The sequence below is a fragment of the Stenotrophomonas koreensis genome, assembly GCF_001431525.1.
Classification (GTDB): Bacteria; Pseudomonadota; Gammaproteobacteria; order Xanthomonadales; family Xanthomonadaceae; genus Stenotrophomonas; species Stenotrophomonas koreensis.
Genome location: NZ_LDJH01000031.1, coordinates 13,715 through 30,641 on the forward strand (window position 1 = coordinate 13,715; position 16,927 = coordinate 30,641).

At 66.8% G+C, this 16,927-nt stretch carries 13 protein-coding genes and 1 riboswitch; of the genes, 5 read left to right on the forward strand and 8 right to left on the reverse strand.

All coding sequences use genetic code 11. The features are described from left to right. Window positions 1-13: 13 nt before the first annotated feature. Window positions 14-2,719, reverse strand: coding sequence for a phosphoenolpyruvate carboxylase (ppc, locus tag ABB25_RS13395; RefSeq protein ID WP_057667737.1), 2,706 nt, complete (start codon window positions 2,717-2,719; stop codon window positions 14-16). A gap of 136 nt (window positions 2,720-2,855) precedes the next feature. Continuing rightward, on the reverse strand, window positions 2,856-5,342 hold the full coding sequence (locus ABB25_RS13400; protein WP_152981232.1) for an alpha/beta hydrolase family protein: 2,487 nt from the start codon (window positions 5,340-5,342) through the stop codon (window positions 2,856-2,858). A 116-nt stretch (window positions 5,343-5,458) separates the two neighbouring features. Then, a riboswitch (S-adenosyl-L-homocysteine riboswitch) is annotated at window positions 5,459-5,540 on the forward strand. 33 nt (window positions 5,541-5,573) lie between these two features. Between ABB25_RS13400 and ahcY the strand changes: the two genes are divergently transcribed. The 3 genes from ahcY (at window position 5,574) to ABB25_RS14665 (ending at window position 9,190) form a co-directional block, all read left to right on the forward strand. Next, a complete protein-coding gene (gene ahcY, locus ABB25_RS13405) occupies window positions 5,574-7,016 on the forward strand; it encodes an adenosylhomocysteinase (protein WP_057667629.1) in 1,443 nt (480 codons plus the stop codon). 441 nt (window positions 7,017-7,457) lie between these two features. Next, on the forward strand, window positions 7,458-8,075 hold the full coding sequence (locus ABB25_RS14660; protein ID WP_152981233.1) for a hypothetical protein: 618 nt from the start codon (window positions 7,458-7,460) through the stop codon (window positions 8,073-8,075). Between the two features lie 14 nt (window positions 8,076-8,089). Continuing rightward, window positions 8,090-9,190 carry an XVIPCD domain-containing protein gene (locus tag ABB25_RS14665; protein ID WP_152981234.1) on the forward strand — a complete coding sequence of 367 codons (1,101 nt, stop codon included), beginning with the start codon at window positions 8,090-8,092 and terminating at the stop codon, window positions 9,188-9,190. A 74-nt stretch (window positions 9,191-9,264) separates the two neighbouring features. On the opposite strand, the gene ABB25_RS13415 is transcribed toward ABB25_RS14665, so the two are convergent. Next, window positions 9,265-9,462 (reverse strand): heavy-metal-associated domain-containing protein, encoded by a 198-nt coding sequence (locus ABB25_RS13415; RefSeq protein WP_057667632.1) that lies wholly within the window; start codon window positions 9,460-9,462, stop codon window positions 9,265-9,267. A 99-nt stretch (window positions 9,463-9,561) separates the two neighbouring features. On the opposite strand from ABB25_RS13415, the gene ABB25_RS13420 reads away from it, so the two are divergent. Together ABB25_RS13420 and ybaK are read left to right on the forward strand one after the other, a co-directional pair. Continuing rightward, window positions 9,562-12,036, forward strand: a complete 2,475-nt coding sequence (locus ABB25_RS13420; protein WP_057667633.1) for a heavy metal translocating P-type ATPase — start codon at window positions 9,562-9,564, stop codon at window positions 12,034-12,036. Next, complete coding sequence (ybaK, locus tag ABB25_RS13425) at window positions 12,033-12,506, forward strand: Cys-tRNA(Pro) deacylase (protein ID WP_057667635.1); 474 nt, start codon at window positions 12,033-12,035, stop codon at window positions 12,504-12,506. Before ABB25_RS13420 ends, ybaK begins: the two co-directional genes overlap by 4 nt. A 7-nt stretch (window positions 12,507-12,513) precedes the next feature. On the opposite strand, the gene ABB25_RS13430 is transcribed toward ybaK, so the two are convergent. The 5 genes from ABB25_RS13430 to ABB25_RS13450 form a co-directional block, all read right to left on the reverse strand. Beyond that, window positions 12,514-13,068, reverse strand: coding sequence for a DUF3228 family protein (locus tag ABB25_RS13430; protein ID WP_057667638.1), 555 nt, complete (start codon window positions 13,066-13,068; stop codon window positions 12,514-12,516). Window positions 13,069-13,112: 44 nt separating this feature from the next. After that, window positions 13,113-13,868: a LytR/AlgR family response regulator transcription factor gene (locus ABB25_RS13435; protein WP_057667640.1), complete on the reverse strand. Its 756-nt coding sequence runs from the start codon at window positions 13,866-13,868 to the stop codon at window positions 13,113-13,115. Beyond that, window positions 13,865-14,908, reverse strand: a complete 1,044-nt coding sequence (locus tag ABB25_RS13440; RefSeq protein ID WP_057667642.1) for a sensor histidine kinase — start codon at window positions 14,906-14,908, stop codon at window positions 13,865-13,867. Before ABB25_RS13440 ends, ABB25_RS13435 begins: the two co-directional genes overlap by 4 nt. 18 nt (window positions 14,909-14,926) lie before the next feature. Next, complete coding sequence (locus ABB25_RS13445) at window positions 14,927-15,823, reverse strand: alpha/beta fold hydrolase (RefSeq protein ID WP_057667644.1); 897 nt, start codon at window positions 15,821-15,823, stop codon at window positions 14,927-14,929. A gap of 120 nt (window positions 15,824-15,943) precedes the next feature. After that, window positions 15,944-16,858 carry an alpha/beta fold hydrolase gene (locus ABB25_RS13450; RefSeq protein ID WP_152981235.1) on the reverse strand — a complete coding sequence of 305 codons (915 nt, stop codon included), beginning with the start codon at window positions 16,856-16,858 and terminating at the stop codon, window positions 15,944-15,946. Window positions 16,859-16,927 lie beyond the last annotated feature (69 nt).

Genomic DNA, 16,927 nt, shown 5'->3' on the forward strand with positions numbered 1-16,927 from the left:
CGGCCCGGACACCTCAGCCGGTGTTCTGCAGCCCCTGGGCCACGCCGTTGACGCAGGCCTTCAGTGCACGCAGCAGCGGGTCCTCATCCTGGCTGCCGGCCTCGCGCCAACGCCGCAGCAGGTCGGCCTGGAGCACGCTCATCGGGTCGATGTAGGGGTTGCGCAGGCGGATCGACAACGCCAGCCGCGGGTCCTGCGCCAGCAGGCTGGGCTGGCCGCTCAACCGGCCCAGCCAGTGCACGGTCAGCGCATGCTCACCGCGCACCATCGGGAAGAACACCCCGTGCAGCGGCCCGGACAGGGCCGAGAAACTCTCGGCAATGGTGATGTCACCCTTGCTCAGCACCATCGCCACGTCATCGAGCAACGTCTTGAAGAACGGCCATTGCTGGGCCATCTCGCGCAGCGTTGCTTCATGCCCGGCAGTGACCGCCGCCTGCAGGCCACTGCCGACGCCGTACCAGCCGGGAATCCCGGCACGTGCCTGGCTCCAGGCAAATACCCAGGGAATCGCCCGCAGGTTGGACAGCCCGGCATCGCTGCCCAGCCGCCGCGACGGCCGTGAGCCCAGGGTCATGCGCTCGATCACATCCACCGGCGTGGCCTTGCGGAACCAGTGCATGAACTGGCTGTGCCCGACCAGGCCACGGTAGGCCTTGCTGCTCTCGGCCGCCAGCAGCTCCATCACCGGCTTCCACTGTTCCTCGCGCGGGTCCAGCGGACGCGGGCGCAGGCTGGCCCGCAGCACTGCACCGGTGGTCTGTTCCAGCGAGCGCAGCGCCAGCGCGCGGATGCCGTACTTGCGGTGGATCACCTCGCCCTGTTCGGTGACCCGCAGGTGGCCGTCGATGCTGCCGCGCGGTGCCGCCTGTACCGCATGGGTGGTCTTGCCACCGCCACGGCTGATCGAGCCGCCACGGCCATGGAAGAAGCCCAGCGCGACCCCGGCCTGGCGGGCCACGTCCATCATCTCCACCTGTGCCCGCTGCAGCCCCCAGCGCGAGGCGACGATGCCACCGTCCTTGCCGCTGTCCGAATAGCCCAGCATCACCGTCTGCCGGTTGCCGCGCGCGGCCAGGTGCCGCTGGTAGACCGGATCGGCAAACAGATCGCGCAGGGTCGCAGTGGCGTGGGCCAGGTCATCGATGGTTTCAAACAGCGGCACCACATCCAGTGGCACCTGCCCCTGCGCATCGACCAGGCCACCGCGCCGGGCCAGCGCCAGTACCGCCAGCAGGTCGGCGCGGTCATGGGCCATGGAGATGATGTAGTTGCCCAGCGCACCACTGCCATGCTGGGCGCGTGCGCTGGCCAGCGCGGCAAATACCGCATCCAGCCGCTGCCCGGCCTCGCCGCTGGCCGCCGGCAGCGCTTGCCCACCGGCGGCGAAGGGCGCCAGCAACTGCGCACGCTGTTGCGGCCGGGCCGTTTCCAGCCCTGCCACCACCTCGGCCAGTGCCTGCTCATGCACGCGCGATTCCTGGCGCACGTCCAGCCGCGCCAGGTGGAAACCAAAGGTTCGTACCCGCCATTGCAGGCGCCGCAGCGCGAATGCACCGGCATGCTCGCCGCGGTTGGCCAGCAGGCTGTCGAGCATGCACTGGATGTCCTGCTCCAGCTCGTGCGGCCCGGCATAGGCATCGTCAGTGCCTGCCAGGGTCTGGCGCAGGCGCTCGCCCATGTAGTCCAGCAGCTGGCGATACGGCATGTCGGCATGCCGCGGGCTGGACACCACCTGCGGCAGGCGCTGGCGGTAGTGGGCCAGCCGTTGCTGCAGCGCCACGGCCACGCCGACGCGGCCACTGGACTGGGTCAGCACGCTGGTCAGCTGCTCCAGCTCGGCGCTGTACAGTTTGAGCAGGACATCGCGCTGGGCCTGGAAGGTGGCCTGGATGGTGCCGGCATCGACATTCGGGTTGCCGTCCATGTCGCCACCGACCCAGGTGCCAAAACGCAGCAGCGCCGGCAGCGGCAGGCACTGCCCGTAGGTCTGCACGATCGCCTCGTCCAGGGTTTCGTACAGCACCGGCACCACCCGGTACAGCACCCGGGTCAGGTAATAACCCACATGTTCGCGTTCGCCCTCCACCGTGGGCCGTACCGGCGCGCTGTCGCTGGTCTGCCAGCTGGAGGTCAGTGCCATCTGGAAACGCGAGCGGTCGGCCGCCCGCTCGCCCGGGGTGCGCCCGCCATCCAGGCCATTGAGCAGTGCGCCGACCATGATCTGTTCCTTGTCCAGCAGCACCCGCCGCACCGATTCGGTGGGATGGGCGGTGAACACCGGTTCGATGTCGATGCGTGGCAGCCAGCGGGCCAGTTCGTCCAGGCCAACGCCCTGCTCCTTCAGCCGCGCCAGCGCATCGTGCAGGCCATCGGGCTGCGGCCGGGCACTGCCGGCGCGCTGGTAATCGCGACGGCGGCGGATGCGGTGTACCCGCTCGGCGATGTTGACCACCTGGAAATAGGTGGCAAACGCGCGCACCAGGCTTTCGGCATGCTCCGGGGCCAGGCCGGCCAGCGGCTCCGCCAGCTGTACCAGCGGCTGGCCGCTTTCGCGCCGTTCGATGGCGTGGGTGCGCACCTGCTCCACTTCATCCAGGAAACCGGCACTGACCTGCTCGGCCAGCATCTGCCCGACCAGGGTGCCGAGGTTGCGCACGTCATCGCGCAGCGGCAGGTCGGCGGTGGCAAAACGGATGTGGCTGCGTTGCTCGTTCATCATCAGCACTGCACGGGAGGGCCTGCCCCAAGCCTAACCGATGGCCATGTCGATATTGCGCAGCGCAACACAAAAGTATCAGGGCGCCTGCCTGCGCAGGCGCCCTGACCGACCCATCGGCATGTGCCGTGCCGGCTTAACGCTTGGCGGCCGGCACCTTGCCCACGTGCTGCTCCAGCCAGCTTTCGGTCTCGGCCAGCATGTGCAGGATCGACTCGCGCGCGCGGTAGGCGTGCGATTCGTTGGGCAGCATCACCAGCCGTGCGTTGCCGCCCAGGCCCTTGACCGCGGCGAACATGCGTTCGCTCTGGATCGGGAAGGTGCCGGAGTTGTTGTCCTGCTCGCCATGGATGAACAGGATCGGATCCTTGATCCGGTCGGCGTAATTGAACGGGGACATCTTCTGGTAGGTGTCGGTGGCCTGCCAGTAGTTGCGTTCCTCGGCCTGGAAGCCAAACGGGGTCAGGCTGCGGTTGTAGGCGCCACTGCGGGCAATGCCGGCGGCAAACAGGCGGGTATGCGCCAGCAGGTTGGCGGTCATGAACGCGCCGTAGGAATGGCCACCGACGGCGATCTTTCCGCGCTGGCCCACCCCGCGGCGCTCGATTTCGGCCACCGCGGCCTCGGCCGAGGCCACCAGCTGCTCGATGTAGGTGTCGTTGGGCTCGGCATCGCCCTCGCCGATGATCGGCATCGACGGGTTGTTGAGCACCACCCAGCCGCGGGCCAGCATCGCCTGCGGGCCCCAGTAGCTGGGCGCATTGAAGCGGTCCGGCGAGCCGGTGACCTGGCTGGCGGTTGCGGCCGACTTGAACTCACCCGGGTAGGCCCACAGCAGCACCGGGCGCGGGCCGTCCTTTTTCGCATCGTAGCCCGGCGGCAGCAGCAGCTCGGCGGTCAGCTGCACGCCGTCGGCGCGCGCGTAACGGATCTGCTCCTTGCGCACCCCGGCCAGGGCCGGCACCGGGTGGGCGATGTCGGTGAGCTGGCGCTCGCTGCCGGCAGCCTGGTCGATCACGAACAGGTTGGCCGGCTGGTCGGGCGATTCACGGCTGACCAGCAGCCGCTGCCCTTGGCCATCGAGCACCGCCAGCGGCTGGCTGTACTGCCCCGGCGTGGACTGGAAGACACGGGTCGCGCTGGCGCTGGCCAGGTCGAAACGGTCCACGAACGGGCGGTCACCGGCCTCCGAAGCACCGGCACCGGCCAGGAAGATCGCCTGGCCATCATCGCTGAACTGCAGCAGCCGCTGGCCGTTGTCGGCCGTGCGCAGCAGCGGCATGCCGGGGTCGTTGTAGCGGTCCTGCGAGGAGCGGTCGCTGAGCAGCTTCGGCGCAAGCTGCGGGTTGTCCGGGGCAATCTGCCAGCGCCTGGCCCAGCGGGTCTTGAACCAGCGCTCGTTGAGCAGTGCCACCTGGCCATTGCCCCAGGCGATGCCGGCATAACGGCTGCCCAGCTGGGCCAGGGTGGCCGGCGCGGCATCGAACGGGGCGGCCAGGGTCAGCACCGCATCGCGCACCGGCGCCTCGCGGTTCGGGTCACCGCCATCCTGGGCCTCGGCCCAGACCAGGGTGGCCGGGGCATCGGCACGCCAGCTGACCATCCGCGGCCCGGTGGGTACCGCATCGTTGCCGGTCGGCAGGCCTTCGACCAGCGGCAGGCTGGCCAGGCGGTGGACAAAGCGGCCGCTGCGGTCCAGCACCTCGATCACGCGCGGGAAGGCGCTCACCGGCACCACGTACGAATACGGACGCTGCACCTTCTGGGTCAGCAGGTAGTTGCCGTCCGGCGACAGGCTCAGCCCCAGGTAGATACCCGGCTGGCCGACCGGCTGCACCTTGCCTCCGAGGCTGACGATCGCCGGCTGCACCTGGGTGTAGTAGTCAAACTGCGCCGCATCGGCCGGGCTGCCGAGCAGGTCCTGGTAGGTGCGGATCGCACGCACCTGGCCATCGCCCTCGGTACTCTGGATCGCCGGCCCGCTCGGGATCGGATCGGCCGGTGGCGCGGTGCGCGCACCGACAGGCTGCAGCCGCACCAGCAACCCGCTGCTGTCCGGCAACCAGGCATAGCCATCGCCGAGCACGGTGTTGAGCCCGCCGAGCAGGCGGTGGGCCTGGGCCCGCTCGACATCCACCAGCCACAGTTCATTGGCGCCGGCCGTGCTGTCGATGTGGTTGAAGGCGACATAGCGCTGGTCCGGCGACCAGCCCAGCGAGGCCACCGCCAGGTTGGCCGGCAGCCCGGTGATGGCGCGCTCGCTGCCATCGGCAATCGACTTCAGTGACAGGCTGTTGCCGAAACTGAAACGGCTGTCGGAGAAGGTGCGCGGATGGATGCGCAGACCCGCCAGCTTCAGCTCCGGCTGGGCCACCACCGCAATTGAAGGCAAGGAAGGGCTGCCCATCTGCACGGCCAGGTCGCCCTTGGGCGACAGGCTCAGGCTGGGCGCACGCGGTGCATCGACAATGGCCTGCAGCGCGGCGCTGGGCAGCTGGTACCCGCTGCTGGCCTGGGTACTCAACGGCTGTGCTTGCGCCAGCACCAGCGGCGGCACCGACAGCAGCAGGGCCGAGGCCAGCAGGGCAAGAACGGGCAGGCGACGCAGACGTTGACGGGGCATGGGCAAGGCTCACAACGGGAAAGATAGCCCCGACCTTAACAAGCCCCTGCCCGCCGCTCACCTGCCAATGGTTGGGCCAGACGCCAGCGCCGGCACCATGGCTATAATTGCCCGGCCATTTCGAGGGGCGCTGCGACCGTGGGATCGACCACCGGCCAGGCTCGAATGGTCTCCATGTACCAACGGCGCCCGGCAAACGCGAAGCCATTCGCACTGACCGGAGCTGTATCCATGACTGACCGCACCTTCTCCCAGGAAGGCGACTACAAGGTTGCCGACATTTCGCTGGCCGACTGGGGCCGCAAGGAAATCGACATCGCCGAGCACGAGATGCCGGGCCTGATGTCCATCCGCCGCAAGCACGCCACCACCAAGCCGCTGGCCGGTGTGCGCGTGACCGGCTCGCTGCACATGACCATCCAGACCGCTGTCCTGATCGAGACCCTGAAGGACATCGGTGCCGACGTGCGCTGGGCCTCGTGCAACATCTTCTCCACCCAGGACCAGGCTGCTGCGGCGATCGCCGCCACCGGCACCCCGGTATTCGCCTGGAAGGGCGAAACCCTGGAAGAGTACTGGGATTGCACCCTGGACGCGCTGACCTTCACCCTGGCCGACGGCACCCTGACCGGCCCGCAGCTGGTGGTGGACGACGGTGGCGACGTCACCCTGCTCATCCACAAGGGCTACGAGCTGGAACAGGGCGATGACAGCTGGGTCAACTCGCCCTCGGGTTCGCACGAGGAGTCGGTGATCAAGGCCCTGCTCAAGCGTGTTGCCATCGAGCGTCCGGGTTACTGGACCCGCGTGGTTGCCGACTGGAAGGGCGTTTCCGAAGAGACCACCACCGGCGTGCACCGCCTGTACCAGATTGCCGAAGCCGGCAAGCTGCTGGTCCCGGCGATCAACGTCAACGACTCGGTCACCAAGAGCAAGTTCGACAACCTGTACGGCTGCCGCGAGTCGCTGGCCGATGGCCTGAAACGTGCGCTGGACGTGATGCTGGCCGGCAAGGTGGCCGTGGTCTGCGGCTACGGCGACGTGGGCAAGGGTTCGGCCGCTTCGCTGCGCGCCTACGGCGCCCGCGTCATCGTCACCGAGATCGACCCGATCTGCGCCCTGCAGGCGGCGATGGAAGGCTATGAAGTGAACACGGTCGAATCGACCCTGGGCACCGCCGACATCTATGTCACCACCACCGGCAACAAGGACATCATCCGGGTCGAACACCTGAGCGCGATGAAGGACCAGGCCATCGTCTGCAACATCGGCCACTTCGACAACGAGATCCAGGTCGATGCGATGAAGGCACTGCCGGGCCTGGTGCACACCAACATCAAGCCGCAGGTGGACAAGTACACCTTCGCCAACGGCAACAGCATCTTCCTGCTGGCCGAAGGCCGTCTGGTCAACCTCGGCTGCGCCACCGGCCACCCGAGCTTTGTGATGTCCAACTCGTTTGCCAACCAGACCCTGGCGCAGATCGACCTGTGGGCCAACAAGGACGTCTACGAAAAGACCGTCTACCGCCTGCCCAAGCAGCTGGACGAGGAAGTGGCGCGCCTGCACCTGGAAAAGATCGGCGTGGTGCTGACCAAGCTGACCAACGAACAGGCCGATTACCTCGGCGTGCCGGTGGAAGGCCCGTACAAGCCGGACCACTACCGCTACTGATCGGCCTCGCGCCGTTCACCGCGATGTAATGCACAAAGGGCGCCGCAAGGCGCCCTTTGTGTTTTTGCGCGCGCATTTCCAGCTGGCGGTCACAAACGCCACGGCTTTCGTCTGCCTATACTCGGCCTTATCGCCACAGGACGTGGCCTGGCCCGCCCGGCGACACCGGCATCGCTGGCCCCGCGGCAACCCGCGCATACCGGTGTGGGGAGCAGGGCCGTATCCGGTGCAGCCATCAATGCTAAGGAAAGCAATCCACATGCAACAAGACCGCCAAGCAAACTCCGCTGCAGACATCCGCGGCCCGCAGCCATCGCCGCCCATGTCCACGTTGCATGGCCAATCCCGTGGCAAGCCATCATCGATAGCCGCGTACCTTCAGCTCACAGCACGGCGCCGATTGAGCGCCCCGGCACTCGCCATCATTTCAGGAGCCCGGCAATGAATGCCCTCACTCGTCACCTCGCCGCTTTCGGGCTGGTACTGGCACTGCCCCTGCTGGCCGGCTGCCAACCCAAACCGAAAGCCAAACCCGAAGTATTGCTATCCAAACCGATCCGGCTGGATATACCCGATCAGGAAGTAGTACTCGAATTTGAGGCATCGCCAGAAAATATCGAAAACTACCAGAGCTACATCATCGCCCTGGAAATCGACAACTCGATTAAAAAACCATACCCATTCCCACCAGAATTCACTCCACCCGCCCTCTTCGTCAAGGCAGAGAAGCGCATAAACGGAAAATGGCAGATCATCGACGTGCCAGACCCATACATGGCCCGGTCCCGGCTACCTGAAACCCAAAATCCATTTTATGCAAAACTCCCCACCTGGCACACCCAGGAAGATTTCACAAACTACCCATCACCCCACACATGGAACTCAGCGAAAATACGCAGCACCCTGGGGCGCTTCAGCGATAGTGAGTGGATTGACGATGGACGATATCGACTCAGTGGCCACTACAGGCTGACGATTAAAACAAAAGAATCAAAACCCAATCTCGAAGGAATGCCTGCAGAGATAATAATAAGACAAGCATATTTCGGCGGTAAATAATACAAGGAAGTCCAATGACAGGCGATAAGTACACACTATCAATCCATATTGCCGCACCAGGAACACCATTATTCGAAGACGGGCAACCAAAAATAAACCCCAAAACAAACAATCAAGAAACATCCTTGCCCGGACACATGTTCTACAGCCTGCAGAAAAACAATGAAGATCCAAGCAGTTTCGGATTCGCGCCCAAAACACCCGGAAACCTTTGGGGACAAGGGGAACCAAAGACTGAAGACATCAAGACCTACCTCAACCCTGCCTATACAAGGACACTGGAGATAACTGCTGAGCAATACGAAAAACTGCACAAATTCGGCAGCAACCCCGAAGCATTCGGCTTTGATCTTTATTATCGCGACGTACGCAACAACTGCGTTGACTTCACTTGGGCGGGGTTAAACCACGCAGGCCTGCAACGCACCGCCAGCTTTGATTTAACTGCTCCCTTGGGTTACACCTTGCCCGGAATTTTGTTACGGCAGGCGACAGACAACTATCGATCTGAATGGCGTGTCGATGACAAGGAGGCATTTCGCCCCATGCGCAATATCGAGGCGGTGGACAGCATTGCGCCGCCCTTTCCCGACAGCCCGTTGAATAAAACTGAAAGCAACCCTGTTCCCGAGCAGGACTGGAAGCAGAAGTTGCTCACCGAAGCAGATGGCCCCGCCCGTGACGCGCGTGACCCACAACACCGCGATCATGGTCTGGATCAAAACATCCGCACGGCGGTGGCCCGCACTGAAGCCGAACACGGCCGGCCATGGGACAGCCACAGCGAGGCATTGTGCGGGCTGCTGCTGGTCGCCGCCTGCAAGGCGGGCTTCACTGAAAAAGACAGCCTGTCAGTACAACTGAGCCAGGCAACCAGCACGCAGGCCGCAGGCGAACTGGCATTTCTAGAGCGCAGCGGCAGCCACACTTCCCCGGACCCTTACGCCAACCGCGTCAGTGTGCCCACCGCTGCTGTGGCCCATGCCGACATCGACACCCTGTATGAGCTTGCCGATCAGCAGCGCGAACAGGCACTTGCCAGCGCGCAGGAACAGCAGGCCCAGCAGGTCCAGCAGGTCCAGGCACAGGCCGCATCGGGCCCATCGCTGGGCTGAGCCAGCGGTACTCGCGTTGCCCAGCCAAACAACAAGGCGCCGTGAGGCGCCTTGTTGTTTGGCTGGGGGTCGGCTCATCCCTTCAGCGTGGCCGGGAAACCCGCCTCGTCCAGGGCGGCGATGAGCTGTTCGGCACTGGCCGTGGTCTGCACCGTGGCGGTGCGCCCTTCCAGCTCGGTCTGGACCTGGGCATTGGCATCCAGGGCGGTGATCACCGCGGTCACGCTGCGCACGCAGCCGCCGCAGTGCATGTCAGGAATGTGCAGGTGCATGGAAAACTCCGTCGTAAGCAGGCCGTCCGCGTGCCGGCCAATCGTCGGCGCGGGCGCGGTATGGTGTGCCATTGTCCTCCATCGCTGTAGTCCCCTGCCATGGCGCCGCCTGCTGACACCGACCGTACCGTCACCCTGCCGATCGAGGGCATGACCTGTGCCTCCTGCGTGGCCCGCCTGGAGCGGGTGCTGGGCAAGGTCGAGGGCGTGCACCAGGCCACGGTGAACCTGGCCACGGCACAGGCCAGCATCCACACCGATGGCAGCGCCAGCGTTGCCCGCCTGGTCGACGCGGTCGAAAAGGCCGGCTTCCACGTGCCGGCCAGCACGGTGGAACTGACGGTGGAAGGGATGACCTGCGCTTCCTGCGTGGCCCGCGCCGAGCGGGTGCTGGGCAAGCAGCCCGGTGTACTGGAGGCCAGCGTGAACCTGGCCACCGGGCGGGCGCAGGTGCGTGGCCATGGCCTGCAAGCGCAGCCCCTGGCCGCCGCACTGGGCCGGGCCGGCTTCCCGAGCCGCCCGCTGGCCGAAGGCGGGCACGAACATGCCCGGCGCGAACAGCAGCAGGCCGACGAGCAGCACGCACTGGGCCGCGACCTGCTGCTTGCCGCCGTGCTGACCCTGCCGGTGTTCGTGCTGGAAATGGGCGGCCACCTGTTCCCGCCGCTGCACCACTGGCTGCACGCGGCCATCGGCCAGCAAGCGCTGTGGTGGCTGCAGGCGCTGCTGACCACCGCCGTGCTGGCCGGGCCGGGCCGGCGCTTCTACCACCACGGCATACCGGCCCTGTTGCGTGGCGGGCCGGACATGAACTCACTGGTGGCCATGGGCACCCTGGCGGCCTGGGGCTATTCGCTGGTCGCCCTGCTCGCTCCGGCGGCGTTGCCGGCCGGCAGCGTCCATGTGTACTTCGAATCGGCGGCGGTGATCGTGACCCTGGTGCTGGCCGGGCGCTGGCTGGAGGCACGCGCACGTGGGCAGAGTTCGGCTGCCATTGCCCGCTTGGTCAAGCTGCAGCCCGAACAGGCGCGGGTACGCCGCGCCGATGGCAGTGAACACACCGTGGCGGTGGCCGCGCTGCAAGCGGCCGACATCCTGCTGCTGCGCCCGGGCGAGCGCATCGCCGCCGATGGCGTGGTCGTGGAAGGGCACAGCGCGGTGGACGAATCCATGCTCAGCGGCGAGCCGCTGCCGGTGGACAAGCGGCCCGGCGATGCGGTCAGTGCCGGCACCATCAACACCACCGGCGCGCTGGCAGTGCAGGTGCAGGCGGTGGCCGGCGACACCACCCTGGCGCGGATCATCACCCTGGTTGAACAGGCCCAGGGCGGCAAGCTGCCGATCCAGGCCAAGGTGGACCAGGTCACCCGCTGGTTCGTGCCGGCGGTGATGCTGCTGGCGCTGCTAGCCTTCGCCGGCTGGTGGCTGATCGGCAGCCGGCTGGACCTGGCCGTGGTCAATGCGATTGCGGTGCTGATCATTGCCTGCCCCTGCGCCATGGGCCTGGCCACGCCGGTCTCGATCCTGGTGGCCACCGGCCGTGGGGCCGAGCTGGGCATCCTGCTGCGCCGTGGCCAGGCCCTGCAGCAACTGGCCGGGATTCGGGTGGTAGCCGCCGACAAGACCGGCACCTTGACCGAAGGCAAGGCGGTGCTGACCGACTTCCACCCGCGCCCGGGCTTTGACCCGGAGTATGTGGCCGCAGCGGTGGCCGCTGCCGAAAGCCCTTCCGAGCACCCCAGCGCGCAGGCCATCGTGGCCGCAGCCCGTGCCCAGGGCCTGCGCCTGCCGCCGGCCAGCGAATTTTCCGCCCTGCCCGGCCGTGGCATCAGCGCGCTTGTGGATGGCAGCCAGGTATTGGTCGGCTCGGCCGAGCACCTGGCTGACGCTGGCATCGACACCCAGCCGCTGGCCGCAGTGGCCAGGCACCTGGCCGAGCAAGGCCGCAGCCCGCTGTATGCGGCCATCGACGGTGAGCTGGCGGCCATTCTGGCGGTAGCCGACAGCATCAAACCGAGTACCCCCGGCGCACTGGCTGCCCTGCACGGGCTGGGCCTGCCGGTGGCGATGGTGTCCGGCGACAACCGCATCACCGCCGAGGCCATCGCCGGTGAACTGGGCATTGATGAAGTCCACGCCCAGGTGCTGCCGGCGCAGAAGGTCGACGTGGTCAAGGCGCTGCAGGCTCGCCACGGGCCGGTGGCCTTCGTCGGTGACGGCATCAACGATGCCCCGGCCCTGGCCACGGCCGAGGTCGGCATTGCGGTGGGCACCGGTACCGACATCGCGATCGAGGCCGGCGATGTGGTGCTGGTGGGCGGCAACCTGCAGGGGGTGGCCAGTGCCATTGCCCTGGGCCGGGCGACCCTGCGCAACATTCACCAGAACCTGTTCTGGGCCTTCGCCTACAACGCGGCGCTGATTCCGGTGGCCGCCGGCATCCTGGTGCCGTTCGGCGGGCCGGCGCTGTCTCCGGTGCTGGCTGCCGCCGCAATGGCGCTGTCCTCGGTGTTCGTGGTGAGCAACGCGCTGCGCCTGCGCCGTTTCCAGCCACCGCGCGGGGTGGCCGCATGACCCCGGCGATCAACCTGCTGCGCAAGGCCGGCATCGCCCACCGGGTGCTCAGCTACCCGCACGAACCCGGCACGGCCTCCTACGGGCTGGAAGCGGCGGACAAGCTGGGCCTGGACGCAACGACCGTATTCAAGACCCTGCTGGCGGCCAGCGAGAAGAACGAGCTGCTGGTGGCCATCGTGCCGGTGGCCGGGCAGCTGGATCTCAAGGCACTGGCGCTGGCTGCCGGCTGCAGGAAGTGCGAGATGGCCGACAAGGACGCCGCCCAGCGCGCCACCGGCTACCTGGTCGGCGGGATCAGCCCGCTGGCGCAGAAAAAACGCCTGCGCAGCTTCATCGACAGCAGCGCGCAGGCCTTGCCGGCCATCCATGTCAGCGCCGGCCGGCGCGGGCTGGAGGTCTCGCTGGCCGGCAGCGACCTGGCGGGCTTGATCAACGCCAGCTGGGCGCCAATCGGCAAGCCGGCCTGAGCCGGCCTCAACGCCAGTTGGCGTTGTGCTCCCAGAAATCCACCGCACGCGCATAGGCATCACGGTCGATCGCCACGCCGGATCCCCCTTCCTCCACCCCGAGCGCGTTGCGCATCATCGTGATCGGCGCCATCGGCACTTCCTCGGGTTCGGCCGTATAGATGCAGCCGACCACGCCCCAGTCGGCGGCGATCGGCGAGCCCTCGGCGGCCAGCTGCTGTGCGCTGTACAGGATCACCACCAGGTAGTTGGCCACCGGCGGCTGCACCCCTTCAAACCAGCGCACCAGCACCGGCAGCTCGGCCTTGTTGCGCGCCTCGTAGGCACTGCGCAACAGGTGGCGGTTGTCCTCGGTGATCGGCACGGTCAGGCAGCGGGTGCTGGTCCAGTTTTCGTAGACGTACAGCTTGCAGAACGGGGCATAGCCATCGAGCACCCGGTACGGCGCATGGGTGTTGAGGTGGGCAATGAACTGCTCGGCCGTCACGTCCTGGATCGTGTTCGGGCGCGGGGTACGCGGGAACAGGCGGGGACGGGCAAACTCGGTCATTACAATCGACATCAGGGCATTCCAGTACGGCAGGGCCGCATAGCCTAGCGCACGCCCTACAGGGCCAGGCGCTCGCGCAGCTCGCGGGCCTGGCGGCGCGAGACCTCCACCGTGCTGCCATCATCCAGGGCCAGGCTGTAGCCATCGGCAAGGCTGGTGGTCACCGTGCGGATGCGGCGCAGGTTGACCAGGGTGTTGCGGTTGGCACGGAAAAACAGCTGTTCGGGCAGGCGCGCTTCCAGCGCACTCAGGCTGCGCATCAGCAGGGCATGGTTGCCATCGAACCAGACCCGGGCGTAATTGCCATCGACAACGATGCGGCTGATCTGCTCCACCGCGACAAACCAGCAGCGCTCGCCCTCGCGCAGGAACACCCGCTCGCCCGGCTGCAGCCGCTCCTGCCGCCTGTCGCCATCACCATCGCCATTGGCCGGCAGCGCCGCCGGTACGCTGTCCAACCGCTGGCGGGCGCGTTCGATCGCCTGCGCCAGGCGGTCGGCGGCCACCGGCTTGAGCAGGTAATCCAGCGCATTGGCGGCAAAGGCCTGCACCGCGTAGTGATCGTAGGCGGTGGTGAACACCACGGCCGGCGCGGCAGCAAGATCCTCCAGCACCTCAAAGCCACTGCCCGACGGCAGCTGGATATCCAGCAGCACCAGGTCCGGATGCAGGCGCGCGATCGCCGCACGCGCCTGCGGCACATCCTCGGCCTCCCCGACACATTCCACCTGCGCCAGCGGTGCCAGCAGCCGCCTGAGCTCGGCACGTGCCAGGCGCGCATCATCGACAATCAACACCCGCAACTCGCTCATTGCACCACCTCCAGCCGGGCCACCACCTGTTCCTGCTGCTGCGACAGCACCAGCGCACCTGCCTTGTGCAGGTAGGCCAGGCCGACACCATGGCCCAGGCCGCCAGCAGGGTCTTTTACCGATCGCTGCAGCTGGCCGGGATTGCGCACCTCCAGCTGCAAAATACCGCCGGCACCACGTTGCGCGCGGATGCTCAACACGCCACCACCGGCAGTCTGCGCAATGCCGTGGCGCACTGCATTTTCCACCAGCAGCTGCAGCGACATCGCCGGCAGCAGCAGCGGCAGTGCAGCCTCATCCATCTGCCAATCCACCTGCAGTCGCTGCTCGTAGTGCACCGCCTCCACCGCCAGGTAATCGCGCACCAGCGCCAGCTCATCGGCCAGGCTGACCTGCTCGCCGCGGGTATGCTCCAGTGCGTGGCGCAGGGTATTGGACAAGCGGCCGACCATGTCACGGGCACGTTCGGGGTCTTCGGCGATCAGCCCCCGCAGGTTGTTCAGCGCGTTGAACACGAAGTGCGGGTTGAGCCGGGCACGCAGCACCTGGTTGGCGTGGCGCTCGCGCTCGGCCTCGGCGCGCAGCTGCGCCATCGCGCTGTGCCGGGCCTGCTGCAGGGCCGTGATTCCCGCCCAGGCCAGTACCCACATCCCGAGGATGATGCCGGTGTTGACCAGATAGACCCATTGCATCGCCGCACCGGACGGGGCCACCGGCAGGACGACCCAGCCCAGCGCGACCAGGGCGCGCAACAGCAGATGCAGTACCAGCTGGGCCAGGCAGGCACCGGCGACCACCAGCACGAGCAGCCGCAGCGCTACCCGCCACAGGGTGCCCTTAAGCCAATCCCGGCGCCGCACCAGGTGGCGGATGCCGGCGCTGATGAAGTACAGCAACAACGGCAGCCCCACGCAGATCACCAACAGCAGCAGGACCGGCTGTCGCGCCGGGAAGGCGATCATGGCCAGGCTCAGGTTCAGCACGGCATACAACGCCCACGGCAGGGTATTGAGCCACCAGAAACGGGTATCGGCCGACATCGATGCGCTGCTTTTCGCTCAGGGATGAGCGCTGATCAGACCACGAATCTGCTGTTCAACCCACTGCGGCGAATCCCACATCAAAAAATGCAGCCCTTGCGGCGCCATCGCCAGCTCCACCCCGGGCAGCAGTGCGTATTGATCGGCGAAGATCTGCCGGGTGGAGGCTTCGGTTGCGCCAAAGGCCTGGTAGCCCTCCCAGGCACCGAGCACCCGCACCGGGGTCCTGATCCTGCCCAGTTCCGGGCGCAGGTCATCGGTCATCAACTCATACAGCGCCTGGGCCGTGGTGGCACGGTCGCTCTGCTGGCCCCACTGCTTGAGCAGTTCCAGGCGCTGCGTGTCCTTGGTCATCCCCATCAACCCGGCCTGCGCCTGCTGCTGGTAGCTGGCCGCATCCAGTGCCAGCATCTGCGCGCGCATGGCCGTGGCCATCGGCGTGGTGGTGGCTGGCGTGGCGGCCGGATTGCCGCCGGCCGGGAAGAACGGCAGTGAATCGACAATCAGCAGCGGGCCGACCAGGTCGGGCTGATCCAGTGCCAGGCGCAGCCCCAGGTTGCCGCCCAGGCTGTGCCCGGCAATCAGCGGCTGCGGCGCCATTTTCTCGCGGATGTAGGCCTGCAGCTGCTGCCCGACCGGCCCGACAAAAGCCTCGACCGGTCCGGCCAGCGGCGCGCTGCCGGCAAAGCCGGGCAGCTGTACCAGATGGCATTGCAGCGGGATGTCCTGCAGGGCAAGACAGGTATCACGCCAGCTGTCCATGCCACTGTTCAAGCCGGGAATCATCAGGACCTGACGCCCCTGGCCGATGACTTCCACCTGCAGGTCCTGGAAGCGGCTGCTGGCAGCCTGCGCCGGCAGCCCCGTCGCCAGCATCAACAAACCCACCATGACCTGCCTGATCGATACGCCCATCTCACAGCTCCACTGGTTGAAGCCTGCAGCATCGCTGCTGGTGCCAGCCGATGGTTGAAAAAATGAGCAGTGGCCGCCCGGGTGGTACCAGCGGCGGCAGCCGCGGACCAGTGGCCGGCTTCAGCGTGACACTGCGCCGGCCGACAGCAGCGCGCGCAGCAGTTCGGCACTGGCATCGGGGGCGTCCTGCATGTAGCAGTGGTCACCGGCCACAGGGTGCACACGCACGCGGGCATTGCGTCGGGCCCACTGGCTGCTGGCCTTGCGCGCAAACGGGTAGCTCTGCTCGCCCATCAGCACATCCACCGGCACCGCCACCTTGTCCAGCAACGGCCACAGGCCTTGCGGCAGGCTGCCGAAGATATCGGCCTCGATCTGCGGCGGGCACTTGAGCTGGCAACGGCCATCGACAGCGTGGTCCAGCGCATGGTCGACATAGGCGGCTAGCGCCGGTGCGCTCCAGCCACGGAAAATGCCGCGCTGGTGCAGGTAGTCGCGCGCGTGCTGGCGGCTGGACCACTGCTGCCGGCGTGCCCGTGCCCGCAGCGCCAGCTTGTTGCGTGCGTACAGGCCGGTACGCTCACCCAGCCATCCCAATGCACGCATCAACGGCGGCATGATCACCGGATCCAGCAGCAGGCCGCGGTTGAACACCCCGGGGGTGCTGCCGAGCATCATCGCGCTGATCACCGCCCCCAGGCTGTGGCCGGCAGCAATCGTCTCCACCGGTCCATAGTGCGTGGCATGCGCCTGCCACGCCGCCAGCGCCAGCTCCGCACTGCGGTTCCAGCCGACAAACGGCGCCTGCCCGTCGCTGTCACCATGGCCATGCAGGTCACTGATGAACAGATCAACCTGCGGCAACAGCTGTTCCAGTACAGGCCAATAGGTCAGCCCGCACATCCCGGTACCGTGGATGAAATGCAGTACCGGCTTGCCACTGGCCGGGCTGCGCCAGCCGCGCAGGGCAAACCCTTCCGGCGTCTGCCAGGACCAGGGCAGCAAATCAATCGAATCTACAGTGTCGTCACTCATCATCCGGACCGGTGAAACCAACACACCACTTTACAGGTGCGCTGGCTGCCAGCTGACCCGGATCACATC